The organism is Pradoshia sp. Z3_51 (genome assembly GCF_058215915.1).
This window is the reverse complement of sequence record NZ_JBZAJC010000019.1, coordinates 1-18,391: the sequence shown is the minus strand read 5'-3', so window position 1 is coordinate 18,391 and position 18,391 is coordinate 1. Positions and strand designations below refer to the sequence as shown.

At 38.8% G+C, this 18,391-nt stretch carries 20 protein-coding genes; all 20 read left to right on the top strand.

Translation table 11 applies throughout. The features are described 5' to 3' along the window. Window positions 1-13: 13 nt before the first annotated feature. Window positions 14-397 (top strand): stage III sporulation protein AD, encoded by a 384-nt coding sequence (gene spoIIIAD / locus AC4BHA_RS18850; RefSeq protein ID WP_066104967.1) that lies wholly within the window; start codon window positions 14-16, stop codon window positions 395-397. A gap of 37 nt (window positions 398-434) precedes the next feature. Beyond that, window positions 435-1,631 (top strand): stage III sporulation protein AE, encoded by a 1,197-nt coding sequence (gene spoIIIAE / locus AC4BHA_RS18845; protein WP_066104964.1) that lies wholly within the window; start codon window positions 435-437, stop codon window positions 1,629-1,631. 12 nt (window positions 1,632-1,643) lie between these two features. Next, window positions 1,644-2,270, top strand: coding sequence for a stage III sporulation protein AF (gene spoIIIAF / locus AC4BHA_RS18840; protein WP_066104961.1), 627 nt, complete (start codon window positions 1,644-1,646; stop codon window positions 2,268-2,270). Beyond that, window positions 2,267-2,926, top strand: a complete 660-nt coding sequence (spoIIIAG, locus tag AC4BHA_RS18835; protein WP_066104959.1) for a stage III sporulation protein AG — start codon at window positions 2,267-2,269, stop codon at window positions 2,924-2,926. The genes spoIIIAF and spoIIIAG overlap by 4 nt, the downstream gene beginning before the upstream one ends. Before the next feature lie 20 nt (window positions 2,927-2,946). Then, on the top strand, window positions 2,947-3,504 hold the full coding sequence (locus tag AC4BHA_RS18830; protein WP_066104956.1) for a SpoIIIAH-like family protein: 558 nt from the start codon (window positions 2,947-2,949) through the stop codon (window positions 3,502-3,504). 752 nt (window positions 3,505-4,256) lie between these two features. Next, window positions 4,257-4,748 carry an acetyl-CoA carboxylase biotin carboxyl carrier protein gene (gene accB / locus AC4BHA_RS18825; RefSeq protein WP_066104953.1) on the top strand — a complete coding sequence of 164 codons (492 nt, stop codon included), beginning with the start codon at window positions 4,257-4,259 and terminating at the stop codon, window positions 4,746-4,748. Between the two features lie 13 nt (window positions 4,749-4,761). Next, complete coding sequence (gene accC / locus AC4BHA_RS18820; protein WP_066104950.1) at window positions 4,762-6,114, top strand: acetyl-CoA carboxylase biotin carboxylase subunit; 1,353 nt, start codon at window positions 4,762-4,764, stop codon at window positions 6,112-6,114. 29 nt (window positions 6,115-6,143) lie between these two features. Continuing rightward, window positions 6,144-6,551: an Asp23/Gls24 family envelope stress response protein gene (locus AC4BHA_RS18815; RefSeq protein ID WP_066104947.1), complete on the top strand. Its 408-nt coding sequence runs from the start codon at window positions 6,144-6,146 to the stop codon at window positions 6,549-6,551. A 372-nt stretch (window positions 6,552-6,923) separates the two neighbouring features. Then, window positions 6,924-7,310 carry a transcription antitermination factor NusB gene (nusB, locus tag AC4BHA_RS18810; RefSeq protein ID WP_066104944.1) on the top strand — a complete coding sequence of 129 codons (387 nt, stop codon included), beginning with the start codon at window positions 6,924-6,926 and terminating at the stop codon, window positions 7,308-7,310. Window positions 7,311-7,349: 39 nt separating this feature from the next. Next, on the top strand, window positions 7,350-8,198 hold the full coding sequence (gene folD / locus AC4BHA_RS18805) for a bifunctional methylenetetrahydrofolate dehydrogenase/methenyltetrahydrofolate cyclohydrolase FolD (RefSeq protein WP_066104942.1): 849 nt from the start codon (window positions 7,350-7,352) through the stop codon (window positions 8,196-8,198). A gap of 109 nt (window positions 8,199-8,307) precedes the next feature. Beyond that, window positions 8,308-9,651, top strand: a complete 1,344-nt coding sequence (xseA, locus tag AC4BHA_RS18800; RefSeq protein ID WP_066104940.1) for an exodeoxyribonuclease VII large subunit — start codon at window positions 8,308-8,310, stop codon at window positions 9,649-9,651. 1 nt (window position 9,652) lies between these two features. After that, window positions 9,653-9,889, top strand: a complete 237-nt coding sequence (gene xseB, locus AC4BHA_RS18795; protein ID WP_066104937.1) for an exodeoxyribonuclease VII small subunit — start codon at window positions 9,653-9,655, stop codon at window positions 9,887-9,889. A gap of 1 nt (window position 9,890) precedes the next feature. After that, window positions 9,891-10,778, top strand: coding sequence for a polyprenyl synthetase family protein (locus AC4BHA_RS18790; protein ID WP_066104933.1), 888 nt, complete (start codon window positions 9,891-9,893; stop codon window positions 10,776-10,778). Between the two features lie 74 nt (window positions 10,779-10,852). Further along, window positions 10,853-11,011 (top strand): hypothetical protein, encoded by a 159-nt coding sequence (locus AC4BHA_RS18785; protein ID WP_180350000.1) that lies wholly within the window; start codon window positions 10,853-10,855, stop codon window positions 11,009-11,011. 486 nt (window positions 11,012-11,497) lie between these two features. Then, the gene (locus AC4BHA_RS18780) at window positions 11,498-12,112 is read left to right on the top strand and encodes a CNNM metal transporter family protein (protein ID WP_066104932.1); all 615 of its coding nucleotides are present in this window, start codon (window positions 11,498-11,500) and stop codon (window positions 12,110-12,112) included. A gap of 5 nt (window positions 12,113-12,117) precedes the next feature. Further along, window positions 12,118-14,013 carry a 1-deoxy-D-xylulose-5-phosphate synthase gene (dxs, locus tag AC4BHA_RS18775; protein ID WP_490559049.1) on the top strand — a complete coding sequence of 632 codons (1,896 nt, stop codon included), beginning with the start codon at window positions 12,118-12,120 and terminating at the stop codon, window positions 14,011-14,013. A 2-nt stretch (window positions 14,014-14,015) separates the two neighbouring features. Continuing rightward, entirely contained in the window at window positions 14,016-14,852 is an 837-nt protein-coding gene (locus tag AC4BHA_RS18770) for a TlyA family RNA methyltransferase (RefSeq protein ID WP_066104926.1), read from the top strand. A gap of 145 nt (window positions 14,853-14,997) precedes the next feature. Then, complete coding sequence (gene ahrC / locus AC4BHA_RS18765; RefSeq protein ID WP_066104923.1) at window positions 14,998-15,447, top strand: transcriptional regulator AhrC/ArgR; 450 nt, start codon at window positions 14,998-15,000, stop codon at window positions 15,445-15,447. 17 nt (window positions 15,448-15,464) lie between these two features. Beyond that, window positions 15,465-17,177 (top strand): DNA repair protein RecN, encoded by a 1,713-nt coding sequence (gene recN, locus AC4BHA_RS18760; RefSeq protein WP_066104921.1) that lies wholly within the window; start codon window positions 15,465-15,467, stop codon window positions 17,175-17,177. Between the two features lie 182 nt (window positions 17,178-17,359). Further along, the coding region (spoIVB, locus tag AC4BHA_RS18755; RefSeq protein ID WP_490559048.1) for a SpoIVB peptidase at window positions 17,360-18,391 on the top strand (1,032 nt) is incomplete at its 3' end.

Sequence of the window (18,391 nt, the reverse complement as noted above, 5' to 3'; positions counted from 1 at the left end):
ATGAGCCATTGAAATGTTGCAGATAACGGGTGTTGCACTGGTTGGGGCATTTCTGGCAATGATCATCAAGGAACAAAAGCCAAATTTAGCTTTCTTACTTGTTGTATTTGTCGGAAGCGCTATATTTCTTTTTCTGATAGATAAAATCTACGAAATCATTCAAATGATTCAGCAATTGGCCGTTAATGCAAATGTGAATATGGTTTACTTACAAACAGTTTTGAAAATCATTGGAATTGCCTATATTGCTGAATTTACATCACAAATAACAAAAGATGCCGGGCAGGGTGCAATTGCTTCAAAAATTGAATTGGCTGGAAAGATTATTATCCTCACGATGGCCATTCCAATTTTAACGGTCATTATTGAAAGTGTCATTCAGATGATTCCTAACTAATCATTGTGGTGAAAGGTTTAAAGGGGCTGAAGAATAAATGAAGCAATTAAAGTGGACAAGTATCATCATTCTATTTCTAATTCTTAGCTTAAGCAATGGCCAAACAACTCAAGCCTCTCCCACCTCTACTGATTTGCCAGAAGAAACGCAGGCTGTTGAAACATTTAATGTGGGCGATATTCCTCTTGATGATTTAAAACAATTTTGGGATTCGGTTTACGAGGAATATGGAGGTTTTTTGCCTGAGTCCCAAAAAGGAAGCTTTGTAGATTTTATAAGTGGAGAGAAAAAATTCTCTTTAAAAGAATGGCTCAGTGGTATTCTCAAATTCATCTTCCATGAAATTATTGCTAATGGAAAATTACTCGGAACGCTCATTCTGTTGACTGTATTCAGTGTCTTTCTGCAAACATTGCAAAGCACATTTGAAAAAACATCTGTCAGTAAAGTGGCAAATGCAATTGTCTTTATGGTTTTGATGATTATTGCACTGAATAGCTTCTATGTAGCAGTTGATTATGTGATAGATACGATTGCCGCCATCACGGATTTTCTGGTTGCCTTAATCCCTTTATTGCTTGCGCTAATCGCAAGCTCTGGAGGTGTTCTGTCATCAGCATTCTTTCATCCGATGCTCCTGTTTTTAATGAATACGAGCGGAGCGTTAATTGAATATATTGTTTTGCCGATGTTATTTCTATCGACTCTGCTAAGCATAGTCAGCATGCTTTCTGAGCACTACAAGGTCACTCAATTAGCTGGTTTATTACGAACCTGGAGTGTGGGATTGCTAGGTATCTTCATGACCGTATTTCTAGGAGTGATCTCCGTGCAAGGAGTATCAACTGCAGTGGCGGATGGAATTGGGATTAGAACAGCAAAATTTGTGACTGGGAATTTTATTCCGGTAGTTGGAAGGATGTTTACCGATGCAGCTGATACCGTAATTGGAGCATCTCTCCTCTTAAAAAATACAGTTGGGATAGCGGGTGTGGTCATTCTATTGATTATGACAGCTTTTCCAGCTTTAAAGATATTGTTAATCGCCATGGTATATAAGGTGGCTGCAGCGATTTTACAACCGCTTGGAGCTGGGCAGATGATTAAGTGTCTCGAGATTATCAGCAAAAATATCATTTTCGTTTTCGCTGCATTGGCCATTGTCAGCCTTATGTTCTTCCTGACCGTTACTGTAATCGTGGCTGCAGGAAATATCACGATGATGGTTCGATAGGAGGCCGAATGAATGAGTATTTTAACTGACTGGGTAACTAATATAATCGTTTTTATCTTATTTGCGATCATTTTGGACATGCTCCTCCCAAACTCAACCATGCAGAAATATACAAAGCTAGTTATCGGGTTACTTTTGATCGCTGTTTTCATCGCTCCCATTCTATCTATTTTTAATAAAAATTTTACAAGTAACATTCAGGAAAAAATCATGCAGAGCAGTACATGGAAAAATCCAAAATTAGAAAATTCAATGGAAAGTAAGAAAAGAGAAATAGAAGAGACACAGCAGGCATATATATTGGAACATATGGCTGTCCAATTAAAGAATGAAGCAGAAAAGGAGCTGATGGACCAAAGTAATTATGCCATTCAAGATATTACAATTACACTTTTGGATAAGAATGGAGAAATGAATGTAGAAAATATTGAAACCATACACGTATTTGTGGCAGAAAGCCAAGAGTCCAGCTCAGAGGTTGTGCAGCCCGTAGAAAAAATTGATATTAACATTGATCAGAAACAAACCAATATGAATGATATACCGTCATCCGAACTATCCACAATACTATCTAATATATGGGGGATCGATTCAAATAAAATTGTAATCGGATTAAATGAAGGGGGTGATGGGCTTTGAAGAATGATTGGATTCAAAAGATTAAGGACTTATTGTCCAAAGGAGATGAGGGAGGCAAACAAAAGAAAACATATCGGTATCTTGCCATTATTTTAATTGCCGGTATATTACTGATGGTGGCAAGCATGTTTACGAATAAACCCACCTCTGAAAATGGACAAACAAATAAAGTTTTTCAAGCGAGTTCTACGCAAAATCAGAAAGAAGAGGAAGCGGTCACGACCTGGAAATCAACTTCATCAAAAAAGTCTGGATCAATCGGAGATATTGAAAAAATGTATGAAAGTGAATTGAAGGGTACATTGGAAACGATGCAAGGGGTATCAAATGTATCCGTTATCGTCAATATTGACGCAACAGAAACAAAGGTTTACGAAAAGAATTCAGTCGCGCAGCGCCAAACAACAGAAGAAACAGACCGTGATGGCGGGCAGAGAAAGGTTGAGGATTTTTCAACAGATGAAAAGATTGTGATTATACGCGAAGGGGATAAAGAGGTTCCTCTGGTTAGAGAAACGAAGAAACCGGCTATTCGTGGAGTATTAATTGTGGCAAAGGGAGCAGATGATGTTCGTGTAAAAAAGGAAATCATTGATGCGGTAACCAGGGTGCTGGATGTACCAAGTCACCGTGTAGCCGTATCAGCTAAAAAATAAGGATTTTAAGGAGGAAAAATATGTTGTTAAGAAAGCAAACAGTTTGGTTATTGACGATGTTAAGTTTGGTGGCGGTGCTAAGTGTATATTATATAACAACACCACAGGATACAGCGGTAAATCAGGAACAGGATACTCAGACTACGAAAGAAAAAACAAATACAAATTCGTCTAAAGATTCAACTGAAAATGAAGAGTCTTCCACAGTTATAACAAATGAATCAAGTGATTCTATTTTTGAAGCGATGCGTATTGATCTGAATGATGAAAGAAGCAGGCAGAAAGAGGAACTGACAAATAAAGTTGCTTCAAGCGATTTATCGGAAGAAGAGAGAGTGGAAGCACACGCACAGATTGAGGCATTGGCCGAAATGTCCACAAAAGAGGATATGCTAGAGACGATGATTATTGCGCTTGGTTATAAAGACGCATTGGTAAGGGCTGATGGTGATCAAATTCAAATTACTGTAAAAGCTGATAAACAGGATGCAGGGGCTGCAAATGAAATTATCCAAATGGTCACAAAAGAAATTGGCAAAACAAATGCAGTTGCTGTTGAATTTCAACCGGAAAAATAATACCAATCTATGAAACGATATCGGTGAGCTGCCGATATCGTTTTTGGTGTAAGGAAAGAGTTAAAAGCCAATTCCCCTCCATAATTGCTAGTTTATATAATTCAAATCACAACTACCAGCAAATGATGGAGCGTAATCAGGTGAACAGTGTTCTCAAAATGTTAGTATTGGCAGGAAGCTATACTCTGTGTAGCCATCAGTAAATAAAAATGGAATCGGACAAGTTGGCGTATCTGAAAAAGGATTTTAGGTAATCTGTAATTATCTGGAATGTCCAGAGAGATTAGGAAACTCTTTAAAAGCAGGCCGGCAAAATTCTGTTTATATAGTTTTACAGATATTTAACGTAGCTCATCTCAGGGTGGGATTATTAGTTTTAGTAAACAATCCAATAATTTTATATGTAAATAAAAAGGATTGTGAGGTGTTTTTATCGAACTTGTAAATAACCTGCCATAAGAGAAAGCAGAGGAGGGAGTTAAATTAGGAAAGCTTCTAAATTGATCTATAGAGATTTTACTAGTGAAATCTAAATGCTTTTTTTGAGGAAATAAACTACTCACTTCATTGCCGAATCAAGCAGCTAGAGTAAGTTTTGTATGCGCATACAGACTGAATAACTGGATTTTTTTAATAATCTTTTTAACAAAAATTAGAAACTTGCAAAAGGGGTATCTATTTATCAAAATTGAATTTCTACCAGCTATTATAGTATTATATTAGTATCTGGTCATAAATAGGAGGGGTGGTTCCTGATGAAAGTACAGGAAATAAGAGAAATTATAAAATTAATTAACCAAACAACTATTAATGAGTTTGAGTTTGAACAAGAGGGTACAAAAATAAAAATTATTAAAAGTACTGGATTAGAAAACAGTATACAACCAACAGATGCACCAGTGCCTGCACCGGCAGTACAATCTGTATCTAAACAAGAGGTTCAATCTGAGAGTATAGAAGAGAAACCGCCTGTTGTGGGAGAAAAAACAGAACAACCATCCAACCTTCACAAGATTACTTCGCCAATGGTTGGCACATTTTATGGAGCATCATCGCCTGATGAAGACCCATACATAAAAATTGGTGAAAAAGTTAAGAAGGATACAATTGTTTGCATTGTGGAAGCGATGAAATTGTTTAATGAAATTGAGGCTGAAGTTTCCGGTGAGATTGTGGAAGTATTGGTGGAAGATGGCCAATTGATTGAATACGGTCAACCTCTGTTTTTAGTAAAAGCCGAATAGGAGGAACCGACTCATGATAAAGAAAGTACTAATTGCAAACCGTGGTGAAATTGCCGTTCGAATTATCCGCGCCTGCAAGGAATTAGATATTGAAACGGTAGCTGTTTATTCTGAAGCTGATAAAACTGCCCTGCATGTACAAATTGCGGATGAAGCCTACTGTATTGGGCCCACTGCCTCTAAGGACAGTTATTTAAATAAGGTAAATATAATCAGTCTGGCAAAATTAACAGGATGTGATGCTATTCATCCAGGCTACGGCTTTTTAGCCGAAAATGCTGATTTCGCCGAAATGTGTAAAGAATGTCATCTGATTTTTATTGGCCCGTCAGCGGATGCCATTTCAAAAATGGGTACAAAGGATGTAGCTAGAGAGACCATGCGCGCGGCCGGTGTACCGGTAGTGCCAGGTTCGAGAGGAATTGTGGATGATGAAGATGCTGCCATTCAGGTTGCTTCTGACATCGGATATCCGGTCATTATTAAAGCGACTGCCGGGGGCGGCGGTAAAGGGATTCGAATAGCAAGAGATGAAGCCGATCTGCTAAAAGGTTTTCGCATTACCCGCCAAGAGGCATTAACTGCTTTTGGCAATCCCGGTGTTTATATTGAAAAATTTATTGAAGATTTCCGCCATGTTGAAATTCAGGTTTTAGGGGACACGTTTGGGAATGTCATCCATCTGGGTGAAAGAGATTGTTCAATTCAAAGAAGAATGCAAAAGCTCGTAGAAGAAACACCTTCGCCTGCAATTGATAGTGAAATGAGAGCCGAAATGGGCGAAGCGGCAGTGACTGCAGCAAAAGCTGTCGATTATACCGGAGCGGGAACAGTTGAGTTTATTTTCGATCATCACAAGCGAAAATTTTATTTCATGGAAATGAATACAAGGATTCAAGTTGAACATCCTGTTACAGAGATGGTGACTGGAATTGATTTAATTAAGGAGCAAATCAGAGTAGCCTCCGGTGAAAAATTATCGGTTGAGCAAAATGATGTTCAATTTAACGGTTGGGCAATTGAATGCAGAATCAATGCGGAAAATCCGAATAAAAATTTTATGCCGTCAGCGGGTCAAGTGGAAATGTATTTACCCCCAGGTGGATTTGGCGTAAGGGTTGATTCGGCAGCATATACAGGCTATTTTATTCCTCCATATTACGATTCTATGGTAGCAAAATTGATAGTCCATGCTCCAACGAGAGACGAAGCTGTTCAAAAAATGAAACGTGCATTATCAGAATTTGTAGTCGAAGGTATTGAAACAACCATACCCTTTCATTTAAGGTTAATGAACCATGATGTTTTTGTTTCTGGAGATTTTAACACAAAATTTCTTGAAACTTATGACGTTATGAATCCATAATAGAGGTAGAAGATTTGGAGGTGTATGACATGGAACAAAATCAAACAGTAGATTTAGAGAGCTATGATGATGGATTGGGCAAGGTTGAAATTGCCCCTGAAGTTATTGAGGTGATCACTGGTATAGCAGCAAGTGAAGTAGAAGGAATTGCCCAAATGCGAGGTAATTTTGCTTCAGGTGTTGTAGAAAAGCTTGGTAAAAAGAATCATGGCAAAGGTGTAAAAGTTGAACTTAATGAGGACAGCATTAAAATTGATGTTTATTGCCTTGTGAAATTCGGTGTATCTATCCCGAAAGTAGCTCAGGAAGCACAGGAGAATATCCGCCAAACATTATTAAATATGACTGCTCTTGAAGCAACTGAAGTGAATATTCATATTGTTGGCATTCAATTTGAAACAGCTAAAGCTGAATCAGATTACCAGGATACAATCTAAATAATTGTATAACTAATGGTGTATAGGCTGCCCTCATTGTGGCACTGACGCACCGACTAAAAAGCACTCAGAACTGAACTTCCCTATATTAAGTTAGGTATTCATCTAACTTTCTTGGGGTAGATCAGCCATACTGAGTGCTTTTATTTTTTGGAAACAAATTTTGTATATAGTTCACTATAAGGGAAATAATGGGAGGTCTAAGATGTCGTTCGCATCTGCAGGTAAGTTAATAGTAAATCACTTAATGACAATCTTTAAATGATGTTACTATACTACCTTTACTTGTCATGATGTGGTATGATTTCATATATGATACGAGGTGCACAAAGTTTAGTGTACTTTTCGAAAGTAAAGGAGTAAGAATTATTCATGAAACGCAGAGAGGCAAGAGAAAAAGCTCTTCAAGCTCTTTTTCAAATAGACGTTGGGAAAGTAGAAAGAGAACTAGCTATAGAACATGTGGTGGAAGAATCAGAGGCAGATCCCTATTTGGTTCAATTGGTAAATGGAACGACAGATCAGTTGGAAAAGATAGATAGTCTTATTATATCCAATTTAGAGAATTGGAAATTGGACCGTCTTTCTAATATAGATCGTAATATTTTAAGAATAACTACATACGAACTGTTATTCAACGAAGAAGTTCCGCAGAACGCTGCCATTAACGAAGCAATCGAATTAGCTAAACTATTTGGGGATGATCAGTCTCCGAAGTTTATTAATGCAGTATTATCCAAGATAAAAGAATCTTTATAAATAGAAAAGATGATAAGATTTTAAGGGGGAGCTGCTGTCATGCCGGCACAGATACTTAACGGGAAATCGATATCAGCAACAATCCGCGAAGAGATTGCAAGTGAAGTTGAATTATTAAAAGAAAACGGCATTATACCAGGTCTTGCGGTTATCCTGGTCGGTGACGATCAGGCATCGCAAACATATGTGCGAAATAAAGAAAAAGCATGTGAACAATTGGCGATGAAATCCGAGTTGATCACCTACCCTGCATCTATTTCCGAAGACAGGCTTCTTGATAAGCTTGTAGAGCTGAATCATCGTCCGGATATCCATGGGATTTTAGTTCAGTTACCTTTACCGGGGCATATTGATGAAAAACGGGTAATTGAAACGATTGATCCTGCTAAGGATGTAGATGGTTTTCACCCAATTAATATTGGCCGAATGATGACCAAGCAGGAGGCATTGTTGCCTTGTACACCATTTGGGATATTAAAAATGGTACAAAAAACAGGAATTGAGATTGCCGGTAAACATGTTGTGGTTGTGGGTCGAAGTAATATTGTCGGCAAACCTGTCGGACAGCTATTTTTAAATGAGAATGCGACCGTAACCTATTGTCATTCAAAAACAGTCGATCTGAGACACTTCACTAAGCAGGCCGATATCCTGATTGCAGCGGTGGGAATTGCTAAAATGATTAAAGCGGATGATATAAAAGAAGGCGCTATAGTAATTGATGTTGGTATGAACAGGGATGAATCGAATAAATTATGCGGTGATGTCGATTTTGATGATGTCATACACAAAGCATCTTATATCACGCCTGTTCCCGGTGGTGTTGGTCCGATGACAATTACGATGCTCATGTATAATACGGTTCAAGTTGCTAAAAAATCTTTGTAAAATAATAAAGAGTATGATTATAAAAAGCTGCCGAAAATTGCTATAATAACATTTACGGCAGCTTTTTTATGTGTAAAATAATAATTCGAAGAAGGAGGCCATATATAAAATGGAGAAAAATCAATATTTAACTGTGGCCGCCTTAACCAAGTATATTAAACGAAAATTTGATGCAGATCCTCATCTTGCGGATATTTATGTAAAGGGAGAAATATCAAATTTCAAAAAGCATTCCAGCGGTCATATGTACTTGACATTAAAGGATGATAAATCAAGAATTAATGCGGTGATGTTTGCTAAATCTGCACAATCGCTCGCGTTTACTCCTGAAAACGGGATGAAGGTTCTGTTGCGAGGAGAAATACGTGTTTATGAACCTACCGGCGGATATCAAATGTACATAAAAGAAATGATGCCTGATGGGATTGGAGAGCTCTTTATTGCATTTGAGCAGTTGAAGAAAAAGCTCGAGCAAGAAGGACTCTTTCAAAGGATGTATAAAAAGCCAATCCCCCTGTTTCCGGCTAAAATTGGAGTGATTACGTCTCCAACTGGAGCTGCGATTCGCGATATTATTACGACCTTAAAAAGGCGTTATCCAATTGGGGAAATTTTGATCTTTCCGGCTTTAGTTCAAGGGAAACAGGCAGCACCCTCTATCGTAAAAGCGATTGAACAAGCAAATGAGTATCCGATTGATGTCTTAATTGTCGGTCGGGGCGGTGGATCTATTGAAGAATTATGGGCATTTAATGAAGAAATAGTCGCAAGAGCTATCTATGCTTCTAAAATACCGATTATTTCAGCTGTTGGCCATGAAACAGATACAACGATCAGTGATTTTGTAGCTGATTTAAGAGCTCCTACTCCTACTGGGGCAGCAGAAATGGCAGCGCCAAGGGTAAGTGATATTGCAGAACGGATTACTATAATGGAAACGAAGCTGATTCGTTACTCTAATCAGCGGATTGAAACAGAGAAAAATCGCTTGTCTGCTATTCATAAATCATATGCTTTCAAATATCCCCACCTGTTATATCAACAAAAATTAGAGCAGCTGGATAGAGTGGCGGAGCGTATTTCACGGAACAGCAAGCTTTATTTCGAACGTAAACAAGACCAATTGTTGGCACTCACGAAAGCGGTGGAGCGTAATATTCCATTGAATTCGATATCGAGAAAAATACGTGAAATTGAACAAATAGAGTCTCGCATGACCCGTGCGGCTGTCCATACAGTTAAAAGTAAACAGCGGGATTATTTGAATACGGTAACGCTTCTTGAGGCAGTCAGCCCTCTTAAGATTATGGAAAAGGGGTTTGGACTGGTTTATAAAGATGAAGATAACTTGATAAAATCAACTGAGTCTGTAAAAATAGGCGATCAAATAACAGTTGTTGTACAAGACGGTGAAATCGACTGTACGGTTAATGATATTAGGGAGAGTGATTGATATGAGTAAAAAGGAAGAGGTTGCTATCACATTTGAAGAGGCAATGTCTAAGCTTGAAGGAATCGTGGCGCGACTCGAGGATGGAGAAGTACCATTGGAAGAGTCGATTAATCTTTACAAAGAAGGAATGGAGTTATCCAAATGGTGTCATGATAAGCTTAAAACAGCTGAAGAGCAATTAACGTTAATTATGAAAGAAGATGCGTTTAAGCCATTTTCCATTGATGAGGAGGAGTAACATGGAAGAGTTTGCTTCCTTCTTAAATAGTAATAAACATCAAATTGAGTCAAGGATGGAAGAAATCGTCTCTAATTTAAATACCCCGTCAACTCTCCAAAAGGCAATGGGTTATTCTTTGGAAGCCGGCGGAAAAAGACTAAGGCCTTTATTAGTGCTGGCTGTTTTACATGCCTTTGGCAAAGAGGGAGAGATTGGCCTTGATACAGCATGTGCTATTGAAATGATACATACGTATTCATTGATTCACGACGATCTCCCGTGTATGGATAATGATGACCTAAGAAGAGGCAAGCCAACGAACCATAAGGTATTTGGAGAGGGAATGGCAGTCCTGGCGGGCGATGCACTCCTTACATTAGCATTTGAAGTCGTTGCTAATCAGTCTAAATATGAAATAAACCCGTCAGTCAAACTTGAATTAGTTCTTGAATTGGCGAGAGCCGCCGGAGCTGAGGGCATGGTTGGGGGTCAAGTGGCCGATATAGAAGCAGAGGAAAATGGTGTTGATTTACAGGGTCTTGAGTATATCCATGAAAATAAGACTGGTAAACTACTTGGGTACAGCATTATGGCCGGAGCCATACTTGCGGGAGCAAGCTTGGAACAGAAGGAGAAGCTAAGGGAGTTTTCCCGCCATCTTGGCCTTGCTTTCCAAATCCGCGATGATATTCTTGATGTTGAGGGTTCCGAAAGTGTAATAGGTAAACCTGTAGGAAGCGATGTTACTAATCATAAAAGTACATATCCATCCCTTTTAACAATGGATAAAGCTAAAATAATGCTGGATCAGCATATTCATTCAGCAAGAATATTACTTTCCGAAATTGATTTTAATGAGACCTTATTACTGAAGTTTGTTGAATTGGTAGCAAACCGTGACCATTGATTTGGAAGGTTTTCCATCCAAATCCACTTACCTAGAATTATGATGTATGCTATACTTTTTGGTATCTAAGAGTGGTGCAGTATTCTAGTCGGTCTACCGTTCTGGAGAGTGAGCCTAAAAATTCACTAAAGGGCACATCGATGATGGTTCTTGGATTGGCTCGGGGCGCCCAGCTTTGGGTCGATTCAGGAAGTAAGGAATTAGGGCGATCCACAATGGCATGTGGGCGTTGACCCTGGTTTCGCGGAGGCTTTATTCTGATTTGAAAATAAATTGGAATATTGGAAAACCTGCATAAACAGGAAACTGTGTGCAGCGTAGCCTGCCTTGAGTGAAGTTTGAGGGGATTGCGAAAGGAGCGTATATACATCAGTTGGCCATTGATATATCTACTGCCATCGCATGAAATCGGCTTTGCAAAAGAGGCTAAAGAATTGGTTAAGGGCTGTCGGGGAAATCTCCTAGACTGTTCAATGACATATATGAAGGATTAAGGTACGGACTAAGTGGCAATCCAGTCCAATTGACGGAAACGCAGTTGAGTCAGATTTAAAGGGGAACCGCCGATATGGCGACATTCGGTAACTGACTGGGAAATCCTACTGGACCTAAGCCGTAAAATTAACTTCCTATATGACCACTCTCCTATAAAAATTACTTTAAAAGCTTGCTGATAGCAGGCTTTATTTTGCATATAGGATGGTTAGAGTATATATATTATGAAAAAAATATTGAAAGAATCAGCCAGATGGACAGTTACGATTACCGTTATTACGTTTCTTCTTGCAGCTATATTTACAGTCGTATCTACCGTAGCTTTAAATGGCGTTGGTTGGATAAGTGGTTTGGCGATTGTTCTTAGCATTGTACTTATTGGTATCTTCTTTGATATGATTGGTATTGCAGCTACTGCTGCTGATGAAATTCCTTTTCATGCAATGGCCTCCAATCGGGTACACGGAGCGAAGCATTCTATTCGGATCGTTCGAAATGCCGATAGGTTTGCAAGCTTCTGCAATGATGTAATCGGGGATATTTCGGGTATTGTTAGTGGAACAGCAACTGCAATTGTGATTGTGCAATTATCAATCAGCTTTGACTGGAATGAAGCGTCAGTAGCTGAAAGTGTTGGTTCGATTATTTTAACGAGTTTAATCGCAGCATTGACAGTGGGCGGTAAAGCAATGGGCAAAACCCTTGCTATTCGATATTCAAAGGATATTATATTTGCAGTGGGCAAAGTATTGTACATTCTCGAAGAACATTTCCAAATTGTTATTATAAAGGAAAATAAGGGAAAGAGACTCAAAAGAAAAAGAAATGAAAGTGAGTGATCCTGATGGATATGCTATCCATAAAAGACCCATCTTTTCTTAAAAAGATGTCCAATGCGGAATTGGAGTCTTTGGCACAGGATATTAGGGATTTTTTAATTAAACAACTATCTGTTACCGGCGGGCATATTGGACCAAACTTGGGTGTAGTAGAGTTAACGCTCGCCTTACATAAGGAGTTTAATAGCCCAAAGGATAAATTTTTGTGGGATGTCGGCCATCAGTCTTATGTTCATAAAATATTGACAGGGCGGGCATGTCAGTTTGAAACTCTCCGTCAATACAAAGGGCTGTGTGGATTTCCAAAGATGAATGAAAGTGAGCATGATGTTTGGGAGACAGGTCATAGCTCAACTTCTTTGTCAGCTGCAATGGGTATGGCGATTGCTCGTGACTTGAAAAAAGAAAAAAGCTTTATCATTCCTATTATTGGTGATGGTGCTTTAACAGGTGGTATGGCCCTTGAAGCATTAAACCATATAGGACATGAAAAAAAAGATATGATTGTTATCTTAAATGATAACGAGATGTCCATTGCTCCAAACGTAGGTGCCCTGCATTCTATTCTCGGAAGAATGCGGACAGGAGGCAAATATAACTATGTTAAAGATGAGCTGGAACAACTGCTTAAAAAAATACCGGCTGTGGGTGGCAAGCTTGCTAATACAGCTGAACGTATAAAAGACAGTTTGAAGTATCTGGTTGTTTCCGGAATGTTTTTTGAGGAACTGGGCTTTACTTATTTAGGTCCGGTTGATGGACACGACTTTGAAGATTTGTCTGAAAACCTTAAATATGCTAAAAAAACAAAAGGTCCTGTTCTTTTGCATGTGATTACGAAAAAAGGAAAAGGTTATAAACCTGCGGAAACAGATGCAATTGGTACGTGGCATGGTACGGGGCCATATAAAATCGAGACAGGCGATATAATCAAGGAATTGAATGCACCTCCGGCATGGAGTGCACTAGTCAGCGAGACTGTCAGAAGATTGGCGAGAGAAGACGAGCGGATTGTAGCGATTACTCCGGCAATGCCGGTAGGTTCGAAGCTGCTCGGATTTGCTTCTGAATTCCCTGATCGAATGTTTGATGTCGGAATCGCGGAACAGCATGCGACTACTGTTGCTGCAGGACTTGCCACGCAGGGAATGAAGCCATTCCTAGCGATTTATTCTACATTCTTGCAACGTGCTTATGACCAGGTTCTTCATGATATATGCCGACAAAAATTAAATGTCTTCATTGGGATTGATCGAGCAGGACTTGTTGGAGCAGATGGAGAAACCCATCAGGGTGTATTTGATATTTCCTTCCTGCGCCCTATGCCTAATATGGTTATTATGATGCCCAAAGATGAAAATGAGGGACAGCATATGGTGAATACGGCTATTCAATATAATGATGGTCCGATTGCCATGCGATTCCCAAGAGGAAATGGTTTGGGTGTTCCGATGGATGAAGAGCTAAAAACAATCCCGATTGGTACTTGGGAGGTCCTGCGTGAAGGAAATGATGCTGTCATATTAACATTCGGCACAACCATTCCAATGGCGATGGAAGCAGCTGATAGACTTCAGAAGGATAATATTCATGTGAAGGTAGTAAACGCTCGTTTTATAAAACCATTGGATCATGAAATGCTTGCTGAATTAATGTCTGCCAATTTGCCAATCCTAACAATAGAAGAAGCTGTTCTTCAGGGTGGTTTCGGAAGTGCAGTACTTGAATTTGCAGAGGAAAATGGATTCCATAAAGCTTATATCGAAAGAATTGGAATACCGGATGAATTTGTAGAACATGGCAGCGTCGGTAAATTGCTTCATGATATTAACCTAACGACTGAACAAGTGGTAGAAAAATTATCTAAGATGACCTATAAAGTGACGAAAAAGGCGTATTAAATATGAAAAAAGAACGTGTAGATGTATTATTGGTTGAACGTGGATTAGCGGAAACAAGAGAAAAGGCAAAAAGGGCAGTAATGGCTGGTATTGTTTATTCAAACGACCTGCGAATGGACAAGGCTGGTGAAAAAATAGCTACCGATGCGCCGCTATCCATAAAAGGGCAAGTAATGCCTTATGTATCAAGAGGCGGCTACAAGCTGGAAAAGGCTATGGAGACATTTACTATTTCCGTTAAGGATAAGTTAATGATTGATATTGGGTCATCGACGGGAGGGTTCACAGACTGTGCCCTGCAGAACGGTGCAAAAAAATCATATGCTGTTGATGTCGGTTATAACCAACTGGCTTGGAAGCTGAGACAGGATCCGCGGGTAGTCGTAATGGAAAGAACGAACTTCCGTCATTCAGTACCTGAGGATTTCACTGAAGGTCTGCCAGAATTTGCTACAATTGATGTTTCTTTTATATCGTTAAAGCTTATCTTACCGGCTTTAAAACGAATTCTTGTGCCTGGAAGCGATGTTGTAAGTCTTGTAAAACCGCAATTTGAAGCTGGTCGTGAGCAGGTTGGAAAAAAAGGAATTATTCGTGATAAAAAAGTACATCTTCAAGTTGTGGAGCAAATTCGAGACTTTGCTATCCAGGAAGGCTATATACTAAAAGAAGCTACTTTTAGCCCCATTACAGGCGGGGATGGAAATATTGAATTTTTATTCCATTTATACTGGCCAGGGGAAGGTTCCGATTGTACACAAGATGTAGTCGTGAATCTTGAGCAGGTAGTTGAAGCGGCACACGAAGCGTTAAAAACGAATAAAGGTGAAGATAAGTGAAATGTTTAATCCCCCGGTGGCTTTGCCATGGGGGTTATTTCTTTATGCAATCCTTGCATAAAAATACATAAAATACATGTACTTTTGTGACAAAATCCGCTAACATTAGGTATGGAAGGCATTATATTGAGAGGTGTCAAACTAGATGAATAAAGGTCAAAGACATATAAAAATACGTGAAATCATTACAAATAATAATATTGAAACACAAGATGATTTAGTGGATATTTTAAGAGCGGAAGGGGTAAATGTTACGCAAGCGACTGTATCAAGAGACATTAAAGAACTGCATCTGGCAAAAGTACCAATGCAGGATGGACGCTATAAATACAGCCTGCCAGCAGATCAGCGCTTTAACCCTTTTCAAAAACTTAAACGGGCATTGGTAGATGCGTTCGTGCGAATTGATTCAGCCAACAATCTATTGGTCATGAAAACATTACCAGGTAATGCTCAGGCAATTGGTGTGTTAATGGACAATTTGGATTGGGAAGAGATTCTCGGAACGATTTGCGGAGATGATACATGTTTAATTATTTGCAGAGATGAAAAAGATGCTGAAATCATATCAAAACGTTTTCTTGATATGCTTTAAGAAAGTTGGGATGAAAGATGTTATTGGAACTCTCCATTCGTAATTTCGCCATCATTGAATCACAAACGCTCTCCCTCGATAAAGGTTTGACTGTACTTACTGGTGAAACAGGTGCCGGTAAATCTATAATCATTGATGCAGTACAGCTATTGGCCGGTGGACGAGGATCGTCTGAATTCATAAGACATGGTGAAGAAAAAGCTGAACTGGAAGGTTTGTTTCAGTTGCCGGATTCATTACACCCAGCCATAGAGAAAGCAAAAGAATTTGGGATTGAATCTGAAGACAATATAATTATTATCAGAAGAGATATGTATACCTCAGGGAAAAGTGTGTGCCGAATCAATGGGAAGATGGTTACAATCTCAACCTTAAGAGAGGTAGGGAGAAAATTAATTGATATTCATGGACAGCATGAACACCAGGAGTTAATGGATCCCGATTTTCATCTCCCTTTATTGGATCAATTTGGCGAGCAGGATATTAAACAATCTCTGACTGAATATCGGAAGCTTTATAAGCAATATAATGAAACCCGTCAGCAAATGAAAAAATTAAGTGAAAATGAGCAGAAAATGGCACACAGGCTTGATTTGATACAATTTCAATTTGATGAGATCCAAAAGGCTGAATTGGAGATTGATGAAGAAGAGCAATTAATGGAGGAAAAGCATAAACTGAGTAACTTTGAAAAGGTTCACCAAAGTCTACATAATTCCTATATGTCCTTAAATAATGAGAATGGCGGACTTGATTGGGTCGGTAATGCGATGACAGACCTACAAGGAATTGAACACATTGATGAACAATATAAAGAGTTATCTGAATCAGTGAAAAATGCGTTTTATATTCTTGAGGATGTAACAAGCTCGATTCGTTCCCAATTGGATTTATTGGAGTTTGATCCTGAAAGACTTCATGATATTGATGCAAGACTTAATGAAATTAATCATTTGAAGCGGAAATATGGTAAGACGATCAAGGAAATTCTGGAGTATGCTGCAACCATTGAGGAAGAGATTGATACGATATTGAATCGCGAAACACATCTTGAAAAATTAAAAACCCAGCTATCAGCTTTAGAGAAAGAAGTAATCCTAGAGGGCACAAATCTGTCAGAGCTGAGACAAAAATATGCACATCTTCTAACGGACGCAATCCACCGTGAACTTAAAGAGCTGTACATGGATAAAGCCGTATTTGAAGTGTATTTTCATCATTCTGGACAAGATCAATCCAATCTTATTGGTGAGAACGGGATAGATCAGGTGGAATTTTATATTTCTGCTAACCCTGGTGAGCCTGTAAAGCCGCTATCCAAAACGGCCTCCGGTGGAGAACTTTCACGTATTATGCTGGCTATCAAAAATATCTTCTCTCAACACCAGGGAATCACATCGATTATCTTCGACGAAGTAGATACAGGAGTCAGCGGACGGGTTGCACAGGCAATAGCCGAAAAGATATACCGTGTGTCGGAAGGCTCGCAGGTATTATGTATCAGTCACTTGCCGCAGGTAGCAGCTATGGCAGACATTCATTTATTTATCTCTAAGGAAATTACAGAAGGCCGTACAAAAACGAATGTCAAACCGCTTGAAAAAGAGGAACGAGTAATAGAGATTGGCCGAATGATTTCCGGTAAAGAATTAACAGCTTTAACAGAAGAGCATGTAAAAGAAATGCTGAATCAGGCTGATCAAATTAAATACAATATAAAGACAAACTGAGGAGCGTTCTCCTCAGTTTTTTTCAATACTATTGTCTCCTCATTAAAATTATCTTATGTAAATATTTTACCATTGTTATTCCTATCCATAATGGGTAGCTTTTTATTTTGTACTTTTGTTATAAAGTCAATCCCTCTCGGCAAAATTATAAGGGTAGCCATAGAAACGAGGAGAGTGAATGGATGAAATCGATATCAATAAGAAAATGTTTCGGTGTATTTCTCCTTGTTTCGCTGTTAGCCGTTATTTTTAGCCACCCAATGCAAAAATATTTTGAAATTCCCACCAAACTTACTTTATTTGAAGGACAAAATAAATCATTTAAAAAAAGCCAGTTCCTTAATGCAGAAGTGGTCTCTGCAAACTCTGGAGTTTTAATTGATAATCGTTCCAAGGCTCTGAATATTAAGGGCTCTAAAAATGGGTATAACCAAGTCGTTTTTAATATTGCAGGTATTCCTGTTAAAACGGTTGACATAGAGGTTTTAAAGGATTTTAAGGTAATTCCGGGAGGGCAATCCATTGGAGTGAAATTGAATACATTGGGTGTCCTTGTGGTAGGCCATCATCAAATAGCAACCGAGAAAGGCAACCTTTCGCCAGGTGAGATTTCAGGAGTGCAAGTTGGAGATATTATTACTGCTATAAACGGGAAACCAATTACCAAAATGCAGGATGTCGCTCCTTTCGTTCAGGAATTTGAGAAGAATAATAAACCGCTGATTGTAGATATATTTCGGGATAATGTAAAATTGACCAAACAATTATCTCCTTTAAAGGATAAGAATGAGAAAGTATTTAAATTGGGGTTATATATTCGTGATTCAGCTGCGGGTATAGGTACAATGACCTTTTACCATCCACAGACGAGAAAATATGGGGCTTTAGGTCATGTTATTTCTGATATGGATACAAAAAAGCCAATTGTAGTGAAGGATGGTCAAATTGTTAAGTCAACCGTTACCTCGATAGAAAAAGGAAGCAATGGAAATCCTGGAGAAAAGCTGGCTCGTTTTGCAGCTGATCGGGAAGTAATCGGGAATATAAACCGTAATTCTCCATTCGGTATTTTTGGACGGTTGAATCGGCAAGTGGACAATGGAGTAAATGATACACCAATGCCAATTGCTTTATCAAATGAAGTCGAAGAAGGACCAGCTGAGATTTATACAGTTGTGAACGGAAATAAGGTAGAGAAATTCGATATTGAGATA

Bases quoted from the DNA above. Each gene is read 5' to 3' on its own strand.
- AC4BHA_RS18815 (WP_066104947.1), top strand. From the start codon at position 6,144: ATGGAACAAAATCAAACAGTAGATTTAGAGAGCTATGATGATGGATTG.
- ahrC (WP_066104923.1), top strand. From the start codon at position 14,998: ATGAATAAAGGTCAAAGACATATAAAAATACGTGAAATCATTACAAAT.
- xseA (WP_066104940.1), top strand. From the start codon at position 8,308: ATGGAGAAAAATCAATATTTAACTGTGGCCGCCTTAACCAAGTATATT.
- nusB (WP_066104944.1), top strand. From the start codon at position 6,924: ATGAAACGCAGAGAGGCAAGAGAAAAAGCTCTTCAAGCTCTTTTTCAA.
- spoIIIAF (WP_066104961.1), top strand. From the start codon at position 1,644: ATGAGTATTTTAACTGACTGGGTAACTAATATAATCGTTTTTATCTTA.
- xseB (WP_066104937.1), top strand. From the start codon at position 9,653: ATGAGTAAAAAGGAAGAGGTTGCTATCACATTTGAAGAGGCAATGTCT.
- AC4BHA_RS18780 (WP_066104932.1), top strand. From the start codon at position 11,498: ATGAAAAAAATATTGAAAGAATCAGCCAGATGGACAGTTACGATTACC.
- accC (WP_066104950.1), top strand. From the start codon at position 4,762: ATGATAAAGAAAGTACTAATTGCAAACCGTGGTGAAATTGCCGTTCGA.
- AC4BHA_RS18770 (WP_066104926.1), top strand. From the start codon at position 14,016: ATGAAAAAAGAACGTGTAGATGTATTATTGGTTGAACGTGGATTAGCG.
- dxs (WP_490559049.1), top strand. From the start codon at position 12,118: ATGGATATGCTATCCATAAAAGACCCATCTTTTCTTAAAAAGATGTCC.
- AC4BHA_RS18830 (WP_066104956.1), top strand. From the start codon at position 2,947: ATGTTGTTAAGAAAGCAAACAGTTTGGTTATTGACGATGTTAAGTTTG.
- folD (WP_066104942.1), top strand. From the start codon at position 7,350: ATGCCGGCACAGATACTTAACGGGAAATCGATATCAGCAACAATCCGC.
- spoIIIAD (WP_066104967.1), top strand. From the start codon at position 14: ATGTTGCAGATAACGGGTGTTGCACTGGTTGGGGCATTTCTGGCAATG.
- AC4BHA_RS18790 (WP_066104933.1), top strand. From the start codon at position 9,891: ATGGAAGAGTTTGCTTCCTTCTTAAATAGTAATAAACATCAAATTGAG.
- recN (WP_066104921.1), top strand. From the start codon at position 15,465: ATGTTATTGGAACTCTCCATTCGTAATTTCGCCATCATTGAATCACAA.
- spoIIIAE (WP_066104964.1), top strand. From the start codon at position 435: ATGAAGCAATTAAAGTGGACAAGTATCATCATTCTATTTCTAATTCTT.